This window comes from Rhodococcus sp. 114MFTsu3.1, assembly GCF_000383555.1.
Lineage (GTDB): Bacteria > Actinomycetota > Actinomycetes > Mycobacteriales > Mycobacteriaceae > Rhodococcoides > Rhodococcoides fascians_E.
Window position 1 is genome coordinate 1 of sequence record NZ_KB911568.1, and the last position, 22,379, is coordinate 22,379.

Consider the following 22,379-nt stretch of genomic DNA (forward strand, 5'->3'; position numbering starts at 1 on the left):
GTGGTGGGTCCGGTTTCGGTGTGGGTCTGGGTGTGGGTGTCGGCGATTCGTGCCAGGGCGCTGATGGTGCGGTGGGTGAAGATGTCGGCGGCGGTGATGGTGATGCCGGCGCGGCGGGCTGCGGTGACGACCTGGATCGAGGAGATGGAGTCGCCGCCGAGGCGGAAGAAGTCGTCGTCGATCGACAGTGGGGTGTCGGTGGGCAGGTGCAGGATGTCGGAGAAGACGGTGGCGAGGGTGGTTTCGGTGACCGTGCTCGGGGGGTGTCCGCCGGTGAGGGCTCCGGTGAGGTCGGGTGCGGGGAGCGCGCGGCGGTCGAGTTTGCCGTTGGGGGTGACCGGGACGGTGGTGATGGGAATGAACACGGTGGGGATCATGTAGTCCGGTACCCGTGCGGTCAGATGCTCCCGCAGTTCGTCGTCGGTGACGTCGGTACCGACGTAATAGGCGGCAAGGTATTTGTCATTGCCGCCGGGGTGGTCAGCAGCGATGACGACCGCGGTCGAGACGGCAGGGTGCTGCTGCAGGACGACGCGGATCTCGTCGAGTTCGATGCGGAATCCGCGGATCTTGACTTGGTCGTCGGAGCGGCCGAGGTAGTCGAGTTCACCGGCGTGGTTCCAGCGGACGAGATCGCCGGTGCGGTACAGACGCTGCCCGGATCCGGTAGCGACGAACCGGGACGCCGTCAGATCCGTGCGGCCGATGTAGCCGTCGGCGAGTTGGATGCCACCGAGGTAGAGCTCTCCTGTCACGCCGATGGGGACCGGGCGCAGCCAGGTGTCGAGGACGTGGGTGGTTGTGTTGGCGACCGGTGTTCCGATGGGCACGGTCACCACATCGGTGAGCGCGTCTGCGTGGATGGGTGCTGAGGTGACGTCGACGGCGGCTTCGGTGGGGCCGTAGAGGTTGTGCAGTTCGGCGCCGGTGAAGAGTCGGTCTGCGGCGGCGGCGTTCGCGGCGGGGAGGGCTTCGCCGGAGAAGAACACTCGCCGCACCGAGGTGAGGCGTTCGGGGTCGGGTGTGGCGGTGAGGAAGGCGTCGAGCATGGCGGGCACGAAGTGCAGGACGGTGATCTGGTGGCGGTCGATGATGTCGGCGAGATAGGACGGGTCTTTGTGGCCGCCGTCTTTGGCGACGACGAGGGTGGCGCCGACGACGGCGGGGAGGAAGAATTCCCAGACCGAGACGTCGAAGACGGCGGGGGTTTTCTGCAGGATCCGATCACCGGGGCCGAGTCCGTAGTCCTCGGCCATCCAGGTGAGGCGGTTGATGATCGCTTGATGGGAGATCATGACGCCTTTGGGGCGTCCGGTGGTACCGGAGGTGAACAGGACATACGCCGTATCCGCCGGGGTGAGGGCCCGCGCCAACACCGGTGCCACACGTTCGCCGCGTGTCAGACGTGCCGCGACCACAGGGTTGTCGAGGAACTCTTCGGTGATGACCACTGTGGGTGACGCGTCGTCGAGGATGTGGGTGATCCGCTCGTCCGGGTAGTCGGGGTCGATGGGGACATACGCTGCGCCGACGCGGATCACCGCCAGTAGTGCGGTCACCAAGTCGACACTGCGCGGGAGGTGGACGGCGACGCGGTCGCCGACCTGAACCCCACGTTCGATCAGAACGTGTGCGAGTGCGTTGACGCGGGCATCGAAATCGGCGTACGACCAGTGCGTTCCGGTGTCGTCGATGACGGCAAGCGCGTCAGCAGACACACTCGCTCGCTGCTGAATCAACACATCGACCGTCGAATCCGCCACCGACACAACCGGACCCGCCGAGAGCGCCAGCTCAGCATCGATCACCCTCACCGACGCGATCCGAGTATCTGGAGCGGCCCCGAGTCGACCGAGGAACTGCACGAATCCATTCGCTGTGTCGACCACTCCGGAAGCCGCTAGTGCAGGATCGCTCGTAGCCACGTCCACAAGGAATCCGTGGACCGAATCGCGATACGCCATGAGGTCGAGGAACCCGACCGGTCCGCTGGCGATCGTCTCTTGACGCCCACGGATCGCGCCTAAGGACTGGTTGTAGTCGAATGCCTTGATGTTCAGCTGCGGAATCGCCTGGTAGTCGTCCGGCCCGTTCGGCCAGATGTGAGCCAGCTTCTCCCCAGCTGCGACGTGACGTGCAGCGGTTCGCAGTTCACTGTTCACCTGCTGCAGCAGTTCGCGCACGGTTGCCGACGGGTTCGGACGAAAGACCACGGGGGCTGCGCCGACGAGCATTGCCGGAGTCGTCAGGGCGGGTCGCCCGGATCGGTTCATCTGCGGGAATCGCACGGCGAACGCATCACGGCCGACGAGAGATGCGGTGTACAGGCCCCAGCCCAGGGAGACAACATCGGACCAGTTCACGCGGGCAGCACGAGCCAACTGATCGATCGACTCGGCCACGTCCGCCGGGATGACGACGTGTGTTCGAGCGTCGGTCAGGAAGAACTGTCGGGACGCATCGAAGGTGACCGGAGTGATGTCGTCGACGGCTTCGAATCGTTGCACCCAATGGTCGTCGAGGTTCGTGTCGCGCGATTCTTCGAGTTCGGAGTACGCCCCGAACCATCGCGGCGGGATCGGCTCGTTCCCGACGAGTGCGGTGTACACCTCGGCGACGCGGCGAGTCACCAATCCGAGGCCGTAAGCATCGAGGAGCAGGTGATGGGTGGCGAACTCCCACGCCCAGCCGTCGGCCCGGCGATGGATCACCGACACCGACTCGAATCGGTCGTCGCCTGCGCCGCATTCGTGGCACCTCGTCCACGCTTCGGCGCGGATCCGGTCATCCGGTCGATCGTGCTCGACCACGGTCGTCGTACCGACCGGCCCGATCTCCCGATGCAGCATCGGTAGGCCGTCGGCGCCCTCGACGGGGCGAAGGCCGAGGACGTCTGCTTCGGAGGTTGCGACGCCGATTGCGCGCTCCAGGAGCGGGGTGTCGATGTCGCCGTCCAGCCAGATCAGTTGGGAGATTCGAAAGGCGTCGGCGCCTGGTGTGACGTGCTCAGCGGTCCAAACGCCCAACTGCGCAGACGTCAGCGGAAGACGAACCTCGATCACACCGAACTCCTTCTCTAGGAAATGCTTAGCCTAACCTAACAGTAGGATCCCGAGTTTTGCGCGGAGGAGCGGCAGCGGACGCAGTGGACCGTCCCACGGGCACGGCCCGGACGAAAGCGCGTCGTGTCGATCGGCGACAGGTAGGCGGTGCCGCCGAGGTCACGAAGAGGTCGGAGGTTACTCAGCCGTGTGCGGGATGCGCCGGCGGCCCAGCGGTGTGACCGCCGGTGTGCCCGTGACCGGGTCGGGTTGAACGATGCACTCGAGTCCGAACACCTCGTGTACGAGGTCGGCGGTGACGATGTCCGACGGCGCACCCTCGGCAACGATGGAGCCGTCCTTCATTGCGATGAGGTGGGTTCCGTACCGGGCCGCATGGTTGAGGTCGTGCAGTACCGCGACGAGCGTCCGGCCGAGGTGATTCAGGTCCGTGAACAGCTCGAGGAGTTCGATCTGGTGGGCGATGTCGAGGAAGGTGGTCGGTTCGTCGAGCAGCATGATTTCGGTCTCTTGCGCCAAAGCCATTGCAACCCAGACACGTTGGCGCTGTCCGCCGGACAGTTCGTCGACCGGTCGTCCGGAGAGTTCGGTGACGCCTGTCGCGTCCATTGCCGTCAGTACTGCCGCCTCGTCGGACGCGGTCCACTGCCGAAGGAGCTTCTGATGCGGGAACCGGCCGCGGCTGACCAGGTCGGCAACGGTGATCCCGTCCGGCGCGAGAGCGCTTTGCGGCAACAGGCCGATGCGGCGGGCGACCTCCTTGGTCTGGTACGAGCGAATGTCCGCCCCATCGAGAATCACTTGCCCGGAGTTCGGCTTGATGAGCCGAGACAGTGCACGCAGCAGTGTCGACTTGCCGCACGCGTTCGGTCCGACGATGACGGTCAACGACTGGTCGGGAATCGACACGCTCAGTTGCTCGGAGATGACTCGTCGGTCGTAACCGATCGAGGCGGAATCGACGCTGAGTCGGTCGGTGGACGCCGGTGTGGGGGCTGGGCCAGGCGACGTGGATGGACCGACTTGGTGGGTGGTCGTGTTCGGCAATCGTCCGGTCTTTCTATATGAGCCTGGCGGCCTTGCGCTTTCGAGATCAGCTCTGCCCGGACGAGCGGATCCGGCGAGCTCGGACCCAGGCGAGCGTGCAGTGCTGAAGGTAGCCTAGCCTTAACTGATCTTTGTTGCTACTGTTCGCTGCGATATGTCGCCATACGAGCACGTCCGTCGGTGACCGTCCGTGCGGCAATGCCGAGTAACTGCGCTCGAACCGAAGGAGAAATGTGGCGAACAACCCGTTCGACGACGACCAGGGCCGGTTCTTTGCGCTCGTCAACCATGAAGAGCAGTACTCGCTGTGGCCCACCTTCAAGCCGGTCCCGGGTGGATGGGCGATCGCTCACGGAGCCCCCGACGGTGCACCACGCGCGGAGGTGCTCGAGTGGATCGAACGAACGTGGACCGACCTGCGTCCCAAATCGCTCCGCGACGTGATCGCACGGCGTGAGACCGGTGACGTCACGGCATCCGTGAACGTCTGACCGAACATCGAACCATCGAAGTACACGAGAGGAACGTCTATGAAAACGCTTGCCGCGCCTAGGCGCGCGACAGCATTGCTGGCCGGGTTGGTCAGTGTCGGTTTGGTGCTCGCGGGTTGCTCGAGCGACTCGTCCGACGGTGCCACGAACGGCGCGTCGAGCGACAGTGCGTCGAGCGACAGTGCGTCGAGCGACGGTGCGTTCCCGGTCACGATCGACGCCGCTTACGGTGACGTCACCGTCGAGGAGAAGCCCGAGCGGATCGTCGCTGTAGGAACCGACTGGATCGGACTGCTGGACGTCCTGGGCGAGAAGCCGATCGCGGTGTCGGGGGAAGCGTCCGACCTCGATGACTACCCATGGTTGCAGGGTCTGTACGACGGCGATTTCAACGCGGACCTCTACACCGCGGAAGGTACGGATTCGCCGGAGGCGATCGCCGCATTGAATCCGGACCTGATCCTCACGAGTGTCTGGAGCGCCGACGAGCAGCTCTACGATCGTCTTTCTTCCATCGCACCCACCTATGTCGGTTTGGAAACGCAGGACGAAGGCGGCGACACCAGCTGGCAGGACAATCTGGCGTCTCTTGCGGCGCTCACCGGGCACGACGAGAAGATCGTCGACGAGACCGAGGCCAAGTACGAGGCCACATTGTCCGAGGCCGCTGCGAAACTACCTGGCCTGCAAGGTAAGACGTTCCAGCTGGGAGTGCTGGACGGAGACGATCAGCAGCTGTGGCTCACCGAGTATGCGAACGAACCCATCGAGGCTCTTGGCTTGACGCCCGGAGACGGGCAACCGACAGGCGAGGGCGACAGTGTCGCGGCGAACGCACCCAAGTACTCGCTCGAGAACATCGACCAGTTCTCCGCTGACGTCGTGTTCATCGTCACTCACGAGTACGCCGACCCGGAAAACACGTTCAGGACAGCGTTCGAGGCCGATCCCCGAGTTCCCGAGCTTGCTGCCGCGAAGAACGGGACGCTCGTCTACCTCTACGGTCCGCAGTGGCTTGCGGTGAATCCGCCGACTCCCTCGAGCGTGCAGTGGTGGGTCGACGAGGTCGTCCCGCAGTTGGAGGCATCGGCGCTCAACACGGGCGCATAGGCCGGACCCATCTTCGTCCAGCCGCCTCGTAGCGCACGAGGCGGCTGGACGTGTGTCCACCACCAGAAAGCGAATCGAGTGACAACACGAACCGGTCATGCTCCTCCGCCTGCTGAAACGCCGGAGGGGGTTCGCCGTGCAACGGCGTCCACGAGCGTCGGGCGGCGCGCGATCGGATTGTTCATCGCGATCGCTTCACTCGTCGTCCTGGTGCTCCTGAGCATCGCCGTCGGATCGAAGGACATCCCGCTGTCGGTGGTGTTCGACTCACTCCTGCACAACACCGGCAAAGGCGACGCCTACGTCGTGTGGGACATGCGCATTCCGCGAACCGCAGTGGGTCTCGCCGTCGGTGTCGCGCTCGGGGTGTCCGGTGCACTCATTCAGGCTCTGACGCGTAATCCGCTCGCCGATCCGGGAATTCTCGGAGTCAACGCCGGCGCCGAATTCTTCGTCGTCGTCGGCATCGCAGTGTTCGGTGTGACCACCGTCAGTGGGTACGTCTGGTTCGCTTTCCTCGGCGCATTGGTCGTCACCGTCGTTGTCTACGTGATCGGTTCGATGGGGCGCGGTGGAGCAGACCCGGTTCACCTGACGCTGGCGGGTGTCGCATTCGGAGCGGTCCTGTCCGGCATCGTTACCGGTTGGGTTCTCACCGATCCCAAGACGTTCGACCAGATGCGCAGTTGGTACGCAGGCAGCCTCGTCGATCGAGGCTGGGACGTTCTGTTGCCGGTGCTTCCGTTCTTGATCGTCGGAGTGGTGCTGGCCGCAATCGCTGCCAATTCACTGAACACCATCGCACTGGGGGACGACCTGGCGAGCGCGCTGGGCGCACACGTCAATCGCACACGCGTGATCGTGATCATCGCGGTGACGCTGCTGGCCGGCGGAGCGACCGCCATCGCCGGCCCGATCGGTTTCGTGGGCCTCATGATTCCGCACGTGGCGCGGTGGATCGTCGGCCCGGACCAGCGCTGGATCATCGGCTACACGCTCGTTCTCGCACCATCACTGCTGCTGGCCGCCGACATCGTCGGACGCGTCGTCATCCGGCCGGGTGAGTTCCCGGTCGGCATCGTGACTGCATTCGTCGGCGCCCCGGTGCTCATTTATCTTGTCCGCCGAGCAAAGGTGAGTGGTCTGTGAGTTCAACAGGTCTCGAGACCGCCACCGAACGGCAGGTGGATTTCGGACACCGCACGCTCGTGGTACGCACCGGCGGTTGGGCCACACGCTGGCACGGCAGAAGTGTCCTCGTCTGCGCAGTGCTGGCGATTGCGACTCTCGCGGTGACGGTTTGGGCCTTGACTCTCGGCGATTACCCGCTGAGCCTCGCCCAAGTGTGGGCTGCTGTCACCGGAGATCCCGAAGCCGGTTTCGCTCGCACAGTCGTCGTCGAATGGCGGGCGCCGCGGGCAGTCGCGGCGGTCGTGTTCGGCGCTGCATTGGGGGTATCCGGCGCGGCTTTTCAATCGCTGATCCGCAACCCGCTGGCGTCACCGGACATCATCGGATTCAGCGCGGGGTCCTACTCCGGCGCGTTGGTCGTGATCATCTTGATCCACGGTTCGTATCTGCAGTTGGCCGCAGGGGCACTGATCGGTGGTATCGCGACAGCAGTCGTCGTCTACCTCCTCGCGTGGCGGGGTGGGGTACAGGGCTTTCGGCTGATCATCGTCGGAATCGCGATTTCTGCGATGCTGACCTCCCTCAATACCTGGTTGATGCTGAACGCGAAACTCAAGGTTGCCATGAGCGCCGCCGCGTGGGGTGCCGGATCGCTCACCGGCACGAGTTGGGGTCAAGCGCTGATCGGCAGCGGCGTCATCCTTCTTCTCTTCGGCGTGCTTGCCGTGTTTTCACCGGCACTCAAACAACTCGAACTCGGTGACGACGCCGCTCGGGCTACAGGTGCGCGTGTGGAACGTGTGCGCGTCGTCGTGCTCGTACTAGGTGTAGCGCTCACCGCGACCGTGACCGCTGCTGCAGGCCCGATCGTGTTCGTCGCGCTCGCGGCACCGCAAATCGCCCGTCGACTGGCTCGTAGCCCGGGCGTCACCCTCGCGCCTGCGGCGTTCACGGGCGCATTGTTGCTCGCTGCCGCCGACGTCACGGCGCAGAATCTACTGCCCGTCGAGTTGCCGGTCGGTGTGGTGACCGTGGTCGCGGGAGGCGGATACCTGGTGTGGTTGCTCATCCGAGAGGTACGTCGTCGTCGCTGAGATCGGTGTCCTCGAAGGTACCGAGTTGGGCCACCGGCTATCGGCTTGACACCACACCCCGGCAAGCACCACAGTAGAAAACAATAGGTTTGGCTAAGCTAACTCAGGGAGAAGTATGACCGCGCCCGTCGATATCGCCGAGCTGCATCAACGGTGGAACGACCACACATCTCCCGCAGTGACCGCGACTGTTCCGGAGCTGTTCGCGGCGGCGGCTCGCGCAACCCCGGATGCTGTCGCTCTCGTCGACGGTGACCGCCGACTCACCTTTTCCGAACTGTCCGAGAAGGTCGCGCAGCTGTCGCACCGGTTGCTCGGCTCCGGGCTCGACACCGAAGGGGTCGTCGGAATCTGCCTGCCGCGATCGGCCGAGATGGTCGTGGCCGCGTTGGCCATCATGACTGCCGGCGGTGCGTTCGTGCCGGTCGACCCGCAGTGGCCCGCGGCTCGACGTGACCGCGTGATCGCGGACTCGGCAGCGCGGATCGCAGTCGTCTCGGCCCAGGACCAGCCGTCGCTACCGGTGGAATCGATCGAGGTGGACCTCGAGGACTGGCAGTACGGCGAATTCTCCTCCGTTGCACCGAACCTCGAGCTCGACGGCTCTCAGCTCGCGTACGTGATCTTCACTTCGGGATCGACCGGAACGCCGAAGGGCGCGATGATCCGACACGAGGCGATCTGCGAACGACTGACGTGGCAGCGAGACCACGTGCTCATGTTCGGCAACGACGATGCGTCGCTGTTCAAGGCACCCCTGGCCTTCGACATCTCCGTCAACGAAATTCTGCTTCCGCTCGTGTCCGGTGGACGTGTCGTCGTTGCGGCGAACGGCAGTGAAAAAGACCCCGACTATCTGCTCGACCTCATCGCGCGCGAGCAGGTCACGTATCTGTATCTCGTCTCATCGATGCTCGATGCGCTCCTCGTGCTCGACCTCGAACGGTCGGCACGCGGCGCGTCGGCGCTCGAAGGCGTCCGGCACGTGTGGTGTGGCGGTGAAGTCCTCACCCCCGATCTCTTCAGCCGGTTTCGTGATCAGCTGACGACGACGCTCTACCACGGATACGGCCCTGCGGAAGCGACGATCGGTGTCTCGCACGTCATCTACCGAGAGCGGGCCGAGCGAATCGCGACGTCGATCGGTCGCCCCAATCCACACACCCAGCTCTATGTCCTGGACGAGGACCTCGAACCGACTCCGATCGGCACCGGCGGCGAGTTGTACGCAGCCGGATTCTTGTTGGGCCGTGGGTATGTCGGCAGTGGGCTGCTCACAGCCGGTAGCTTCGTCGCAAACCCGTTCGATGCCGACGGCTCGCGCATGTATCGCACCGGTGACCTCGCGCGGTGGACCGAGGACGGAATGCTCGAGTTCCTCGGTCGCGCCGACAATCAGGTCAAGATCAGGGGCCAACGACTGGAGCTGGAAGAAGTCGAAGTCGCGATCTCGGCGCACCCCGATGTTCGACGCGCAGCGGTGCTCGCGTTGGATCACCCGGCGGGTGGCAAGTTCCTCGCCGCCTACGTCACTGCTACAGGAGACTCGACCGCGAACTTCGTCGAGGTACTTCGGGCGCATGCCGTAAGCACGCTGCCCGAGTACATGGTCCCCTCGGCTTTCACCGTACTGGGTGAGTTTCCGGTGACCGTCAACGGAAAACTCGATCGTCGGGCGCTACCTGCTCCTGATCTCGGAGCGAGCGCGGGCCTCGGCGGTAAGTTGCCGGAGACTGCAGCCGAACACACTCTTGCGCGTGTGTTCTCCGAGGTTCTACATCTCGGCGACGACGTCGTGCTCAGCGTCAACGACAACTTCTTCCGATTGGGTGGCCATTCGCTGCTCGCGAGCGGCGTGGTCTCCGGAGTGAATGCGGCCATGGACGTGTCGTTGTCTCTGCGTGAGGTTTTCGACAATCCGACTATCGCCGAACTGGCTCGGGTCGTCGGGGATGTATCACGCGTCTCTCCGCCGGTGGTGCGGGTCGGTGACGTCGAGCGACCCGACGAGATACCGATGTCGTTCGGCCAGCAATCGCTGTGGCTGGCCGAGCAAGTCACGGACCGGACGATCTACCGCACGGTCGAGGCACTGCAGTTCCAGGATCGCGAGTTCCGGGTTCGCGAGTTCCGGGGTCGCGCAGACCTCGATGCGCTGCAGCAGGCAATTCACCTCCTGGTCGAAAGACACGAAGTACTGCGCACCACCTTCGTCTTCGACGAAGAATCGTCGTCATTGATTCAAGTCGTGCACGAGGCTCGGCAGGGCCGGCTGGGAATCGAGGAGATCGAGCGCAGCAACCTCGACGCCCGCATCGGCGAACTGCTGATTGCGCCGCTGGATCTGGCGACCGACTTCGGAATGCAGTTCACGCTGTTGCGACACGAAGACGGCGATGTGCTGGTGACACATGCGCACCACATGGTCACCGACGAGAATTCGGTTGGGCCGTTCATCCGCGACCTGACGGCCTTCTACATCGGCGAACCACTGGAACCACTCGCGGTCCAGTACGCCGACTTCGCGGTGTGGCACCGCGACGTCCTCGGCGACCGAGACGACTCCGGTTCCCGTCATCAGGTCGAACTCGACTACTGGCGGGACCTGCTCGCCGGCCTTCCAGTCGAAACGCCGCTGCCGCTGGATTCTGCCCGCGGGGACACCGACGAGCGTACGATTCGGTCCGTCGAGGCAGTGCTGTCGAGCTCGGACACCGACACCGTCGACGATCTCCTCATCGAACATCGGGCCACGCCGCTGCATGCAGTCATCACGGCGCTGTCCCTCGCGCTGTGGAACGAAGGCGCCGGTGCGCACGTGCCGGTCGGTACTCCCGTGACCCTGCGCGACGAACCCGAATTGGCCGATCTCATCGGATATTTCGTCAACTCGGTGGTCGTGCGTGTAGATATCGATGCTGCGCTCGGCTTCGGGACCACGCTCAGCGACGTCCGGGACCGCCTCCTCGGCGCGGTGGAACACAAGCTCGTCCCGTTCGAGCACGTGGTCGAGGCCGTCAACCCGACGCGAATTCCCGGGCTGAGCCCGATCTTTCAGGTCATGGCTGCTTTCCGTGACAATCGCGAGGTTCGCACGTATGCGGACGCGGCTCTCGCGCCGCTACTTCCGGCTGAGGACAGCGTCGACGACGCGGTCCCGGCGCTGTACGACCTGGTGTACTCACTCGACCGTCGACCCGATGGAACCCTGAGTATCGGACTCGATGCCACCCGCGAGCTGTTCGTCGAGGAGACGACATCACGCTTGCTCGAATCCGCTCGACTCTTCTTGGTTCTGGGTGCGCGCCACCCTGACTTAGCGGTCCGCCAGCTGGCCCAGTTCGTTCGCGCGGCGCTTCGTGGCGGCACGGAGTCGCCCGCCGCTGGTGCGTCAAGATTCCGAATTCGGCTGCCACACTTCGATATTTGCGATGACTCGCTATGGCACGCGGCGACCACGCACCTCACGCTCGCAGCCCCGCACCTTGCATCCCTTCGGTTGGGCGTCCGAGACGACGTCAGCGGTGAACTGACCGCTGACGTGGACAACCCCACGCTTCTCGACGATGCACGAGAGGTCGTGACGGCCCTCGTCGGCGCCTACCGTGCGGGTACTGCGATGGAGGTCGTCGCGGTTTCGATCGACCGGGATTTGCGTTCCGACGAGGTCTGGACCGCGGTTCTCGACAATCCGTTCTGGGAGGACTGGGTCGACGAACTTGCCGATCACGACGGAGGTGAGCCGGCTCGCGGGCCGGTGGAGTCTGCGTGGCAGAACTCGACCATCACAGTCGAAAAGAACGCCGAGGGTGCGGAGTTCACGCGGGCAGCGATCGTTGCCGCGGTGGTTCGTGCTTTCGAGGCAATCGATCTCGTCGACGGCGATCTTGTTCTCGAGGTTGCGGAACCGTTGAACGCCGGCACTGTGATCGGTTTGCCTCTTGTTCTCGACGACGTTCAGCTGGCCGCAGATCTCACGGGTTCGTCGATTGCAGCACACCTTTCGCCGATCCGCGAGCGAGCCGCGGACTATGCAGGGCTTTCCAACCATTCCCGGTTCGGTTCATTCTTCGACGACCTTCCGACGCCGCACGCGCGGGTGAGCGTTTTCACGACCGATGCCGACAGTGCAGTGACAGGGCCGGCGACGATGCCGGTCGCCGTACGCGTACTGGTCGGAGTGTCGAGCACCGAGTCGGGAACTCGATCGGTGAGGGTCGAGGTCGACACCGACGCCACGGTTGTCACGCCGGCCGACGAAATCGTGGCAGCTGTCGTCGACGAGATCTCAGTCGCAGTCATCGCGGCGGCTCCGTCATCCGGCGCAGGCTCGTCGTTCGGTGTGCGTCGCGCGGACCGCTTGACCCTCTCCGCCGCGGACGAGGACAGCGTCCGCGCGCGCTACGGTACTGGCGCCGAACTGCTTCCGCTGTCACCTCTTCAGCAGGGCCTGCTGTTCCACATGGTCCGAGCCCGTGAATCGGGCGGGCACAACTCGTACATGTCGCAGGTGACGCAGGGCGTCGTCGGCACCCTCGATCCGGACCGACTGGTGGCGGCGGTTCGCACAGTGCTCGGGCGCTATCCCAATCTTCGTTCGGCGTTCCTGCCGTCCGGCGAAGCGCAGGTCATCCCGCCGGTCGCCGACGCACCGATCCGGATCATCCGATTGGCGCAGTGGCGCGATCTCGGCGTCGGTACGACGGAATTTCTCGCCGAGGAATGTGCTGTGCCGTTCGACTTCGAGACGCCGCCGCTCATTCGCTTCACACTCATCGAGCACGGTATCGACGAGTGGAAGCTTGCGATGACGTTCGAGCACATCCTGCTCGACGGCTGGTCGACGAGTGCCGTTCTCGACGAGATCTTCGATACCTACCGAGACCCCGAGTATCCGGCGCGAGTGCGGCCGGCGTCGTTCCGCAGTTACCTCGACTGGCTGTCCGATCAGGACATCGACGCTGCTTACCGCGCGTGGAGTTCGTACCTCGCCGAGCTGTCCGGCCCGACGCTCGTCTGGCCGGCCGGGGTTGCCGCCGGTGAAGGGCGCGACGGATCGGGCGAACTGCATCGCGATCTCGACAGTGCCGCCGCAGCCGCAGTACATGCCGCCGCGCGGGCGTCCGGCGTCACCGTCGGCACGGTGCTTCAGGCAGCGTGGGGCGTGACGCTCGGGCAGTTGGTCGGCAGCAACGATGTCGTGTTCGGAAACACCGTCTCCGGACGTCCCCCGGAGCTCGCCGACTCCGATCGAATCGTCGGACTGCTGTTCAACACTGTCCCGTTGAGAGTGAGCTTTTCACCGTTCGACTCGGTACGAGCCCTGCTCACCCGCGTGCAGCACGAGCAGTTGCAGGTGATCGATCATCCCTATGCGTCGCTGACCAAAATCCAGGCCGCGGCCGACATGTCCACGATGTTCGACACGCTGTTCGTGGTGCAGAACCTTCCTTTCGAGGAAGAGGCCGCCCCGGGCGAGTTCGAGCTCGTGACGACGGAGGTCGATGACGAGACACACTATCCGGTCACGTTCGCGATCGATCCGTCCGAGGTCGACGGTGAGACCGTTGTGCATGTTCGGCTGGTGTACCGCCACGATGCGTACACCGAGGCGTCTGCGCTGGAACTGCTCGAACGGTTCCTGCAGGTGCTGGTCGCGCTCGCCCAGAACCTCGACGGTCCGGTCGGGCAGCTTTCCGCCCTTCTAGCCGACGAAGCAGTGCCGCACACCGGCATCGCGGCCGACCTGGTCCGCGAGGTCCCGACCGTGACGGTTGCGGATCTGCTCGACGAGCAGGTCCACCTGTCCGGGGCGGAGGCCGCGCTGGTCGCGGGGGACCGCGTTCTGACGTTCACGGAGTTCGCAGCGGAGGTCAATCGGTACGCTCGGCTACTTCTCGAGGAGGGTGTCCGGTCCGAGCATCGCGTCGCGCTGCTCCTACCACGTGACGAGCGCATGGTCATCGCGATGTTCGCGGTGTTCGCCGTCGGTGCGGCGTATGTGCCGATCGACAGAGCGCTGCCCGACGATCGCATCGGCTACATGCTCGGTCTCGCGCGTCCAACGGTGACGTTGGTGACCGGTCGGGACGCGAGCCGAATCGGTGACACCCGCGGCGTCGACCTCGACGATCCCGCCACCCGCGACCGCATTGCGGCCCTCGACTCGAGCCCGATCGGAGATGCCGACCGCGGTGGCAGGATCGAGCTCGATCACCTTGCGTACATCATCTTCACCTCCGGCTCGACGGGCCGGCCGAAGGGCGTCGCCGTGGGCTACCGCGGCCTGACGAACATGTACGTCAACCATGTCGAGAAGATCTTCGACCGTGTCGTCGCGCACCAGGCCGGACGACGTATGAAAATCGCGCACACCACGTCGTTCTCGTTCGATGCCTCGTGGGAACAGCTGTTCTGGCTGCTGAACGGCCACGAGGTGCATGTCATCGACGACGAACTGCGCCGCGACCCCCACGGATTGCTCACGCATTACGACCGCACACGCGTCGACGGATTCGATGTCACGCCGTCGTACGGGCAGGTGCTGGTCGACGAAGGCCTGCTCGAACGTGATCGTCCGGCGGGACGATCGGTGTCGTCCGATGCACCGGGAGTCGTGTTCGTTTCGCTCGGCGGTGAGGCCGTGCCGGAGCGGTTGTGGCAGCAGTTGCGCGACGCTCCCGGGGTCGAGTCGTACAACCTGTACGGCCCGACCGAGTACACGATCAACGCGCTCGGCGCAGACCTTGCCGACAGCGATACACCGAGCGTGGGCACTCCCATCTTCAACACGCGTGCGTACATCGTCGACGGAAACCTTCAGCCGACGCTGCCTGGCGTTGCAGGTGAACTGTATCTGGCCGGCGCGGGTATCGCGCGCGGCTACTGGGGACAGGCCGCCCTGACGTCCGAGCGTTTTCTCGCGTGCCCGTGGGAACCGGGCGAGCGCATGTACCGCACCGGCGACCTGGCCCGTTGGAACTCCTCGGACAACATCGATTACCTCGGTCGCGCCGACGAGCAGGTCAAGATCCGCGGCTATCGAATCGAACCCGACGAAGTCCGGGGAGCGCTCGAAATCCACCCGGACGTGGTGTCCGCGGCGGTCGTCGCGGCGGATCATCCGGGTGGCGGAAAGATGCTCGCCGCGTATTACACCGCCACCGACGATCTGAGCACGGTCTTGCGCACGCACGCGGAAGAACACCTGCCCGAGTACATGGTGCCGAGCAGTTACACCCGGGTGGATTCCTTCCCACTGACACCGAACGGCAAGCTCGATCGACGCGCTCTGCCCGCGCCGGAGTCGGCGCCGACGGGTGGTTCGGGACGAGCCGCGGAGACCGACACCGAACGCACACTCACCGAGATCTTCCGGGACGTGCTTCGCCTGTCGGCGGACGCCGCCTTCTCCGTCGACGACGACTTCTTCCGCCTGGGTGGGGACAGCATCCTGTCGATACAGGTGGTGTCGCGGGCTCGACGTGCCGGCGTCACGATCAAGGCGTCCGAGGTGTTCACCGCGCGGAAGGTCTCGGCACTCGCCCGACTGGCCGATGCGCGTGCCGCGGAGGAATCGACTCTCGCCCGGACCGAGGTGCTCTCGTCGGGTCTGTGGCCGATTGCGGTTCCCATGGTGGATTCACCGACCTTCGGTACGTTCGTGCAGTCCGCAGTCTTCGTCACACCCGCGGGTGCCGACGAGAAACTCGTGTCGCGGGTACTTGGCCGCGTTGTCGATCACCACGCAGCACTGCGCGGCAGATTGGTGCGAGACGGGCTCGCGCGAGAGGGGCAGTGGCGGTTCGAGGTGACACCGCACGGCGCGACAGACGAACGGCTGGGCTCCGAGACGACGCCGCGCCGGTGGTCCGATCCGCAATGGGTCGAGCGTGTCGGCGAGTTGGTCGCCGAGTTCGGACAGTCGATGAACCTGCAGGACGGTGTGCTGTGGCAGGCGCGCTGGGTGACCAGCGATGCCGAGGCCACCGGGCGACTGGTGCTCGTCATCCACCATCTGGTCGTGGACGGTGTGTCCTGGCGCATCATCGGTGACGACTTGACCCATGCGTGGGAGTTGGAAACCGGGGTTGCGACGGATCCGCTACCTGCGGTGGGTACGTCACTCGCGGCATGGTCGAGTGCGCTGGCCTCGCGTGCTCGTGACGCGGACCTTCTCGCTCAAGCCGACTACTGGTCGGCGTCGGAGATCGACGAACCGCTGTTGGGTTCACGTGAACTCGACCCCGCGATCGACACGACCGAGACGGCGGCCGTGGCCGCTGTACGCGTGCCGTCTGCGTTGACGTCGGCGTTGCTTACCGACGTGCCCCATGTGCTCTCGGCCGAGATCAACGACGTCCTGCTCGGCGGTTTGGCGATCGCGGTCGGAGCATGGCGCGGCAGACGGGGAACGACCGACAAGCGGCTGCTCATCGGACTCGAGGGCCATGGAAGGGAGGAGAACATCGTTTCCGGTGCGGATCTGTCGCGCACCATCGGCTGGTTCACGTCGTTCTTCCCCGTGGTGCTCGATACCGCAGATGTCGATCCGGTTCTCGCCGTCCTCGACCCGAAGAGCGCGGCGGAGGCAGTGCTCCGGATCAAGGAGCAACTCGCTGCGGTCCCCGACCGCGGTATCGGCTTCGGAATGCTGTGGCAGCTCAATTCCGAGGTGGGCGAGCGGCTGGGGTCCGGGCGCGGTCCACAGATCGGGTTCAACTACCTCGGTCAGTTTGCCGGCGGAGATGCTTCCGATGAGAACGCGGCGTGGGATCTTGCACCGGAACTGCCGGGTATCGACGCGTACGAGACATCGGGTCAGAGCATCGACTCGGCGGCCGATATCAACATCGCAGCGGTACCCGAAGGCGACGGGTGGACTCTCAGAGGCGATATCGCTTATGCGTCCGGTGTCCTGTCCGAGGACGAGGTGGACGAACTCGTCGAGCTGTGGGTTCAGGCACTGAGTTCACTCGCCGAGTACGCACGCTCAGCGGTCCTGGTTCGACGATCTCCGTCGGACGTGCTCGCGCGTGGCGTGACGCAGGCCGATCTCGAGCGCTGGGAGGGCATCTATGGCGAGCTGGCCGATGTGCACCCCTTGACACCGCTGCAGCACGGGCTCGTGGTGGAGTCGATGCTCGGGTCGAGTGACGGGGGAGTCGACGTCTACGCTGCCCAGACCGTGTTCCACCTCGACGGTGCCGGCGAGCCGGAGCGATTCCGGGTTGCGCTGCACCAACTGCTCGAGCGGTTCCCGAACTTGAAGATCGCGATTGCTTCCACGTCCGGGGGCGAGTCCGTTGCAGTCGTGCCGACCGCGGTGGACATCCCGGTCACGGTCATCGACGTCGCCGACATGTCCGACGTCGAAGAGATCGCCGAACGTGACCGCGCGACCCGGATCGACTTCTCTCGGGCGCCGTTGGTGCGCGCGACGGTCGTACGGTATCGGACCGGCCACGCGTTCATCCTGTCGATTCACCACGCGCTCGTCGACGGTTGGTCCATGGTCCGACTTCTCGAAACGATGTGGGAGGCGTACGGCCGGCCGGCCGACGTGGTCGAACCGGATCTGTCGTTCGCGAAGTTCCTGTCCTGGATGACGGCACGCGATGCCCAGGCTTCGCTGCAGCGGTGGGCCGACGTGCTCGCCCCGGTCTTGGAGCCGACCCTCGTTGCGCCCGAGGCTGGTTCGAGCGTCGCGGGACTGCCCGAAGACATCGTGGTGGAACTCGACGCCGACACCAGCGCAGCTCTTGCCGATGTGGCCCGATCTGCCGGTGCCACGATGAGCAGTCTGCTGCAGACGGTCTGGGCGGTGTTCCTGAATACGATCACCGGCCAGGACACGGTTGTATTCGGTGCCGTTGTGTCGGGCCGTCCCCCGGAGGTCGACGGGGTCGAGGACGCGGTGGGCTCGTTCATCAACACGGTTCCGGTGGTCGTGCAGCTGGAGGGCAGGCTCAGCCTTGCCGACGCGGTGCGCCAGGTGCAGGACCAGAACTCCGCGCTGATCGAGGATCATCAGGTATCGCTCGCCGAGTTGCAGCGTCTGAGCGGGCACCAGCCGCTGTTCGACACGTTGATGGTCTACCAGAACTACCCGTCGGACTCCGAGACGCTCGAACTCGTCCGGGACAACGCCGGAATCACGATTCTCGGTGAGTCGGGCAGGGAAACGACGCACTACCCACTCACGTTCGCCGCGCAAGCAGGGGCCGAGACGTGGGTGCGGTTGTCGTATCGGCCCGATCTGTTCGACGCCGACGTTGCCGCGCAGTTCACGGCAGTTCTCGAGCGCGTCGTCGAGGTGTTCGCAACCGACCCGGACCGCTCGATCGCTTCTCTGGACGTGTCTTTCGCGCGCGAAGTCCCGGCGGCATGGTCGACGGGACGGGTGTCCGAGGTCCCGGGTTCGACGTTGGATGCAGTCATCAAGGACCGTGTGGCTGCATCTGCGGATGCGGTCGCGGTCGTCGACGACAGTGGAACCGAGTGGTCCTACACCGAGTTCGATGCGCGGGTCAACGCTTTGGCACACGTGTTGATCGAACGAGGTGTGCGGGTGGGGGACCGCGTCGCAGTCCAGCTGCCCCGCAGTGTCGATCTGGTGACTGCATTGCTCGCGGTCATACGGGCCGGGGCAGCGTATGTGCCGATCGACCCGGAGTACCCGAGCGAGCGGATGGCGCACATCCTCGACGACGCGTCCCCGAGGGTGGTCGTCAACGGCGACTTCCTCGACGACCCCGCGGTATCTGCACGACTGGTACGTGGGGAGCGTGCGGCGCCGGTGTTGGCGCGCGCCCTCACCCCGGCGGATACGGCGTATGTCATTTTCACCTCTGGCACCACGGGCCGCCCGAAGGGGGTCATGGTCTCCCATCAGGCGATTGTGAATCGTCTCGCATGGATGGCCGAAGACTACGGGATCGGCTCCGGTGATCGGATCCTGCAGAAAACACCTGCCGTCTTCGATGTGTCCGTCGGGGAGTTCTTCCTTCCGTTCACTGTGGGCGCTACCTTGGTCGTCGCGAAAGACGGTGGACACAAGGACCCCGATTATCTGGCCGACGTCATCGACCGCCGTCAGGTCACGGTGCTGCATTTCGTGCCCGCCATGCTCGCGGCGTTCCTCAGGTCGACTCCCGACCCGGACCGGTTGGCGTCGGTGCGGTGGCTGTTCTTCTCCGGCGAAGCACTCCCCGCCGCAAACGCCGCCGCCGCAGACCGACTCTTCGCCGGAGCCGAACTGCACAACCTCTACGGCCCGACCGAGGCCGCCGTCGAAGTCACCACCACACCCGTTCACGCAGACGCGCTGGCTGATGTGGTGACCGTGCCGATCGGTACACCGGTAGCGAACACACACGTGCGTGTCCTCGACACCTGGCTCCGACCGGTACCCGTCGGCATCACAGGAGAGCTCTACCTCGGCGGCACCCAACTCGCCGACGGCTACATCAACCGACCCGACCTCACCGCCGCACGCTTCATCGCCGACCCCACCACCGGCGCCGGATCAGGTCAGCGCCTCTACCGCACCGGCGATCTCGTCCGCTGGAACACCGACGGGCAACTCGACTACCTCGGCCGCTCCGACGATCAGGTCAAGATCCGCGGATTCCGCATCGAACTCGACGAGATCCGCGTCGTCCTCGAACAGCACCCCGCCGTCTCCACCGCCATCGTCATCGCCGCCGAACACCCCGCCGGCACCGGCAAATACCTCGCCGCCTACCACACCGGCGACGCCATCGACCCCGATGAACTGCGGGCATTTCTGACCGACCGGCTACCGGACTACATGATCCCCACGGTGTTCATTCCCATCGACACCGTCCCCGTCACCCCCAACGGCAAGCTCGACCGCCGGGCGCTGCCCGCACCCGACCTGACCAGTGCGTTGGCCGGTGGAAGTGCTCCTGCCACTGCAACGGAGTTCACTCTTGCGGGCATCTTCAGCGACGTGTTGGGACTTCCGAGTGATGCAGCGCTGTCGATCGACGACGATTTCTTCCGCCTCGGCGGGCACTCCCTGACCGCGACCCGCGTCGCCGCCCGCATCAACGCCGAGCTCGGCACCTCCCTGACCCTGCGCGAAGTGTTCACCACCCCCACCATCACCGGCCTGGCGCACCTCAACCGGCAAAGGACTTCCGAGTGATGCAGCGCTGTCGATCGACGACGATTTCTTCCGCCTCGGCGGGCACTCCCTGACCGCCACCCGCGTCGCCGCCCGCATCAACGCCGAACTCGGCACCTCCCTGACCCTGCGCGAAGTGTTCACCACCCCCACCATCACCGGCCTCGCCGCCCTCGTCGACACCACCATCGCCACCCTCGACACCACCGGCGACGGCGCCACAGCACACCTGTCACCAGTACGCATCACCGACATCGAGATCACCGACCCGATCCCCGCCTCCTACGGCCAACAAGCACTCTGGATCATCGACCAACTCGGCGGACCCGCCTCCCAGTACGTCGTACCCACGATCTGGACCCTCACCGGAAACCTCGACACCGCAGCCTTCACCGCCGCCATCGGCGACCTCGTCACCCGCCACCACCCCCTGCGCACCCTGCTCGTCGAACACGACGGCACCCTCACCCAACACATCGTCGAACCCACCCACATCACCGAACGACTCTCCATCGAGATCACCGACCTACGCGAAAGCGGACCCGTCGACGCCCGTATCGATGACATCATCGCCGCCGGGTTCGATCTCGCCACCGACCTCCCCCTGCGCGTCGCTGTCCTGCGCACCGGCGACACCGAATGGACCATCGCCCTCATCGCGCACCACCACGCGATCGACGAATGGTCCACCCCCGCCCTGCTCACCGACCTCGCCGCCGCCTACACCGCACGACAGGCCGGCACCGCACCGACCTGGACACCACTACCGGTCACCTACGCCCACTACGCCACCTGGCAACGCACCACCCTCGGCGACGCCGCCGACCCCACCTCCGAACTCTCCCGCCACCTCGACTACTGGCGCACCACCCTCACCGACGCCCCCGACGAATCGATCATCACCCTCGACCACCCCCGCCCCGCACACCCCACCGGCCACGGCACCGACATCACCTTCACCATCGACCCCCACACCGCCGCCGCAGCCCGCACCGTCGCCGCCCAGCACGGCGTCTCGATGTTCACCCTCACCCACACCGTCACCGCCATCACCGCATCACTGCTCGGCGCCGGCACCGACATCGTCATCGGATCCCCCGTCGGCGGACGCACCGAACACGGACTCGAAAACCTCATCGGCTACTTCGTCAACACCCTCCCCCTACGCCACCACCTCCACCCCAACGACACCATCACCGACCTCCTCACCACCACCCACCACACCATCCTCGACGGCCTCGCCCACCAACACGCACCCTTCGAAACCATCACCCGCACCACCAACACACCCCGCACCACCAACCGCACACCCCTCTTCCAAATCCTGCTCACCCACAACAGCACCGACACCGACACCGGTGAGCTGGGTTCGTTGCTGCCGGGCCTGGTCGAATCAGTACTTCCGGCGGGCGCGGCAACGGAGTTGGGTGCGGCGACGGGGTTGGGTGCGGCCAAGACGGACCTCGAACTCGACCTCGCCGACACCCCCCACGGCATGGTCGGATACCTCACCTACGCCACCGAACTGTTCACCCCCGCCACCATCGACCGATTCACCACCACCTTCCAACGCGTCCTGAAAACCCTTGCCGCCACACCAGACACCCGACTGGCCGCACTCGATGCCCTGCCCGCAGCCGATTCGGACCAGATCTCCACACTCTCGGCGGGTCCGGTTGTGCCGGTGGCGGATTCGACGGTCGATGCGGTGATTCAGCAGCGAGCGAGTGTGTCTGCTGACGCGGTCGCTGTCATCGTCGACGACAGCGGAACCGAGTTCTCCTACACCGACTTCGATGCCCGCGTCAACGCATTGGCACACGTTCTGATCGAACGTGGTGTTCAGGTCGGAGACCGCGTCGCCGTTCAACTCCCGCGCAGCATCGACCTCGTGACCGCCCTGCACGCCGTCATCCGCGCCGGCGCAGCGTATGTCCCCATCGACCCCGACTACCCGGACCAGCGGATCACCCACATCCTCGACGACGCGTCACCCACAGTGGTCATCACCGAAGAGTTCCTCGATACTCCGGCGGTCTCGGCACGTCTGACACGCGGTGAACGTGTGGCACCGGTGTTGACGCGGGCCCTGACCCCGGCGGACACGGCGTATGTCCTGTTCACCTCCGGTACCACCGGACGCCCCAAAGGCGTCATGATCTCCCATCAAGCGATCATCAACCGCCTCACCTGGATGGCCGAGGACTACGGACTCGGCCCCGGTGATCGGATCCTGCAGAAAACCCCCGCCGTCTTCGACGTCTCGGTCTGGGAATTCTTCCTCCCCGCCGTC

General features: G+C 65.1%; 8 protein-coding genes. 6 read left to right on the plus strand and 2 right to left on the minus strand.

Features of this window, described 5'->3' with window-relative positions:
* Together H292_RS27760 and H292_RS0126370 are read right to left on the minus strand one after the other, a co-directional pair.
* The coding region (locus H292_RS27760) for a non-ribosomal peptide synthetase (RefSeq protein ID WP_020113398.1) at positions 1-3,062 on the minus strand (3,062 nt) is incomplete at its 3' end.
* A 177-nt stretch (positions 3,063-3,239) separates the two neighbouring features.
* Complete coding sequence (locus tag H292_RS0126370; protein WP_020113399.1) at positions 3,240-4,109, minus strand: ABC transporter ATP-binding protein; 870 nt, start codon at positions 4,107-4,109, stop codon at positions 3,240-3,242.
* Between the two features lie 233 nt (positions 4,110-4,342).
* Here H292_RS0126370 and H292_RS0126375 point away from each other — a divergent pair, with 233 nt between their 5' ends.
* The 6 genes from H292_RS0126375 to H292_RS0126400 all read left to right on the plus strand — a co-directional run.
* Complete coding sequence (locus tag H292_RS0126375; RefSeq protein WP_019667401.1) at positions 4,343-4,600, plus strand: MbtH family protein; 258 nt, start codon at positions 4,343-4,345, stop codon at positions 4,598-4,600.
* Between the two features lie 39 nt (positions 4,601-4,639).
* Entirely contained in the window at positions 4,640-5,710 is a 1,071-nt protein-coding gene (locus H292_RS0126380; RefSeq protein ID WP_020113400.1) for an ABC transporter substrate-binding protein, read from the plus strand.
* A 177-nt stretch (positions 5,711-5,887) separates the two neighbouring features.
* On the plus strand, positions 5,888-6,859 hold the full coding sequence (locus tag H292_RS0126385) for an iron chelate uptake ABC transporter family permease subunit (RefSeq protein WP_019667403.1): 972 nt from the start codon (positions 5,888-5,890) through the stop codon (positions 6,857-6,859).
* The gene (locus H292_RS0126390) at positions 6,856-7,935 is read left to right on the plus strand and encodes a FecCD family ABC transporter permease (RefSeq protein WP_020113401.1); all 1,080 of its coding nucleotides are present in this window, start codon (positions 6,856-6,858) and stop codon (positions 7,933-7,935) included. The genes H292_RS0126385 and H292_RS0126390 overlap by 4 nt, the downstream gene beginning before the upstream one ends.
* A 115-nt stretch (positions 7,936-8,050) precedes the next feature.
* Positions 8,051-20,107, plus strand: coding sequence for a non-ribosomal peptide synthetase (locus tag H292_RS0126395; protein ID WP_020113402.1), 12,057 nt, complete (start codon positions 8,051-8,053; stop codon positions 20,105-20,107).
* A 13-nt stretch (positions 20,108-20,120) separates the two neighbouring features.
* Positions 20,121-22,379, plus strand: a 2,259-nt coding sequence (locus H292_RS0126400) for a condensation domain-containing protein (RefSeq protein WP_269210587.1), incomplete at its 3' end; no start/stop codon positions are given.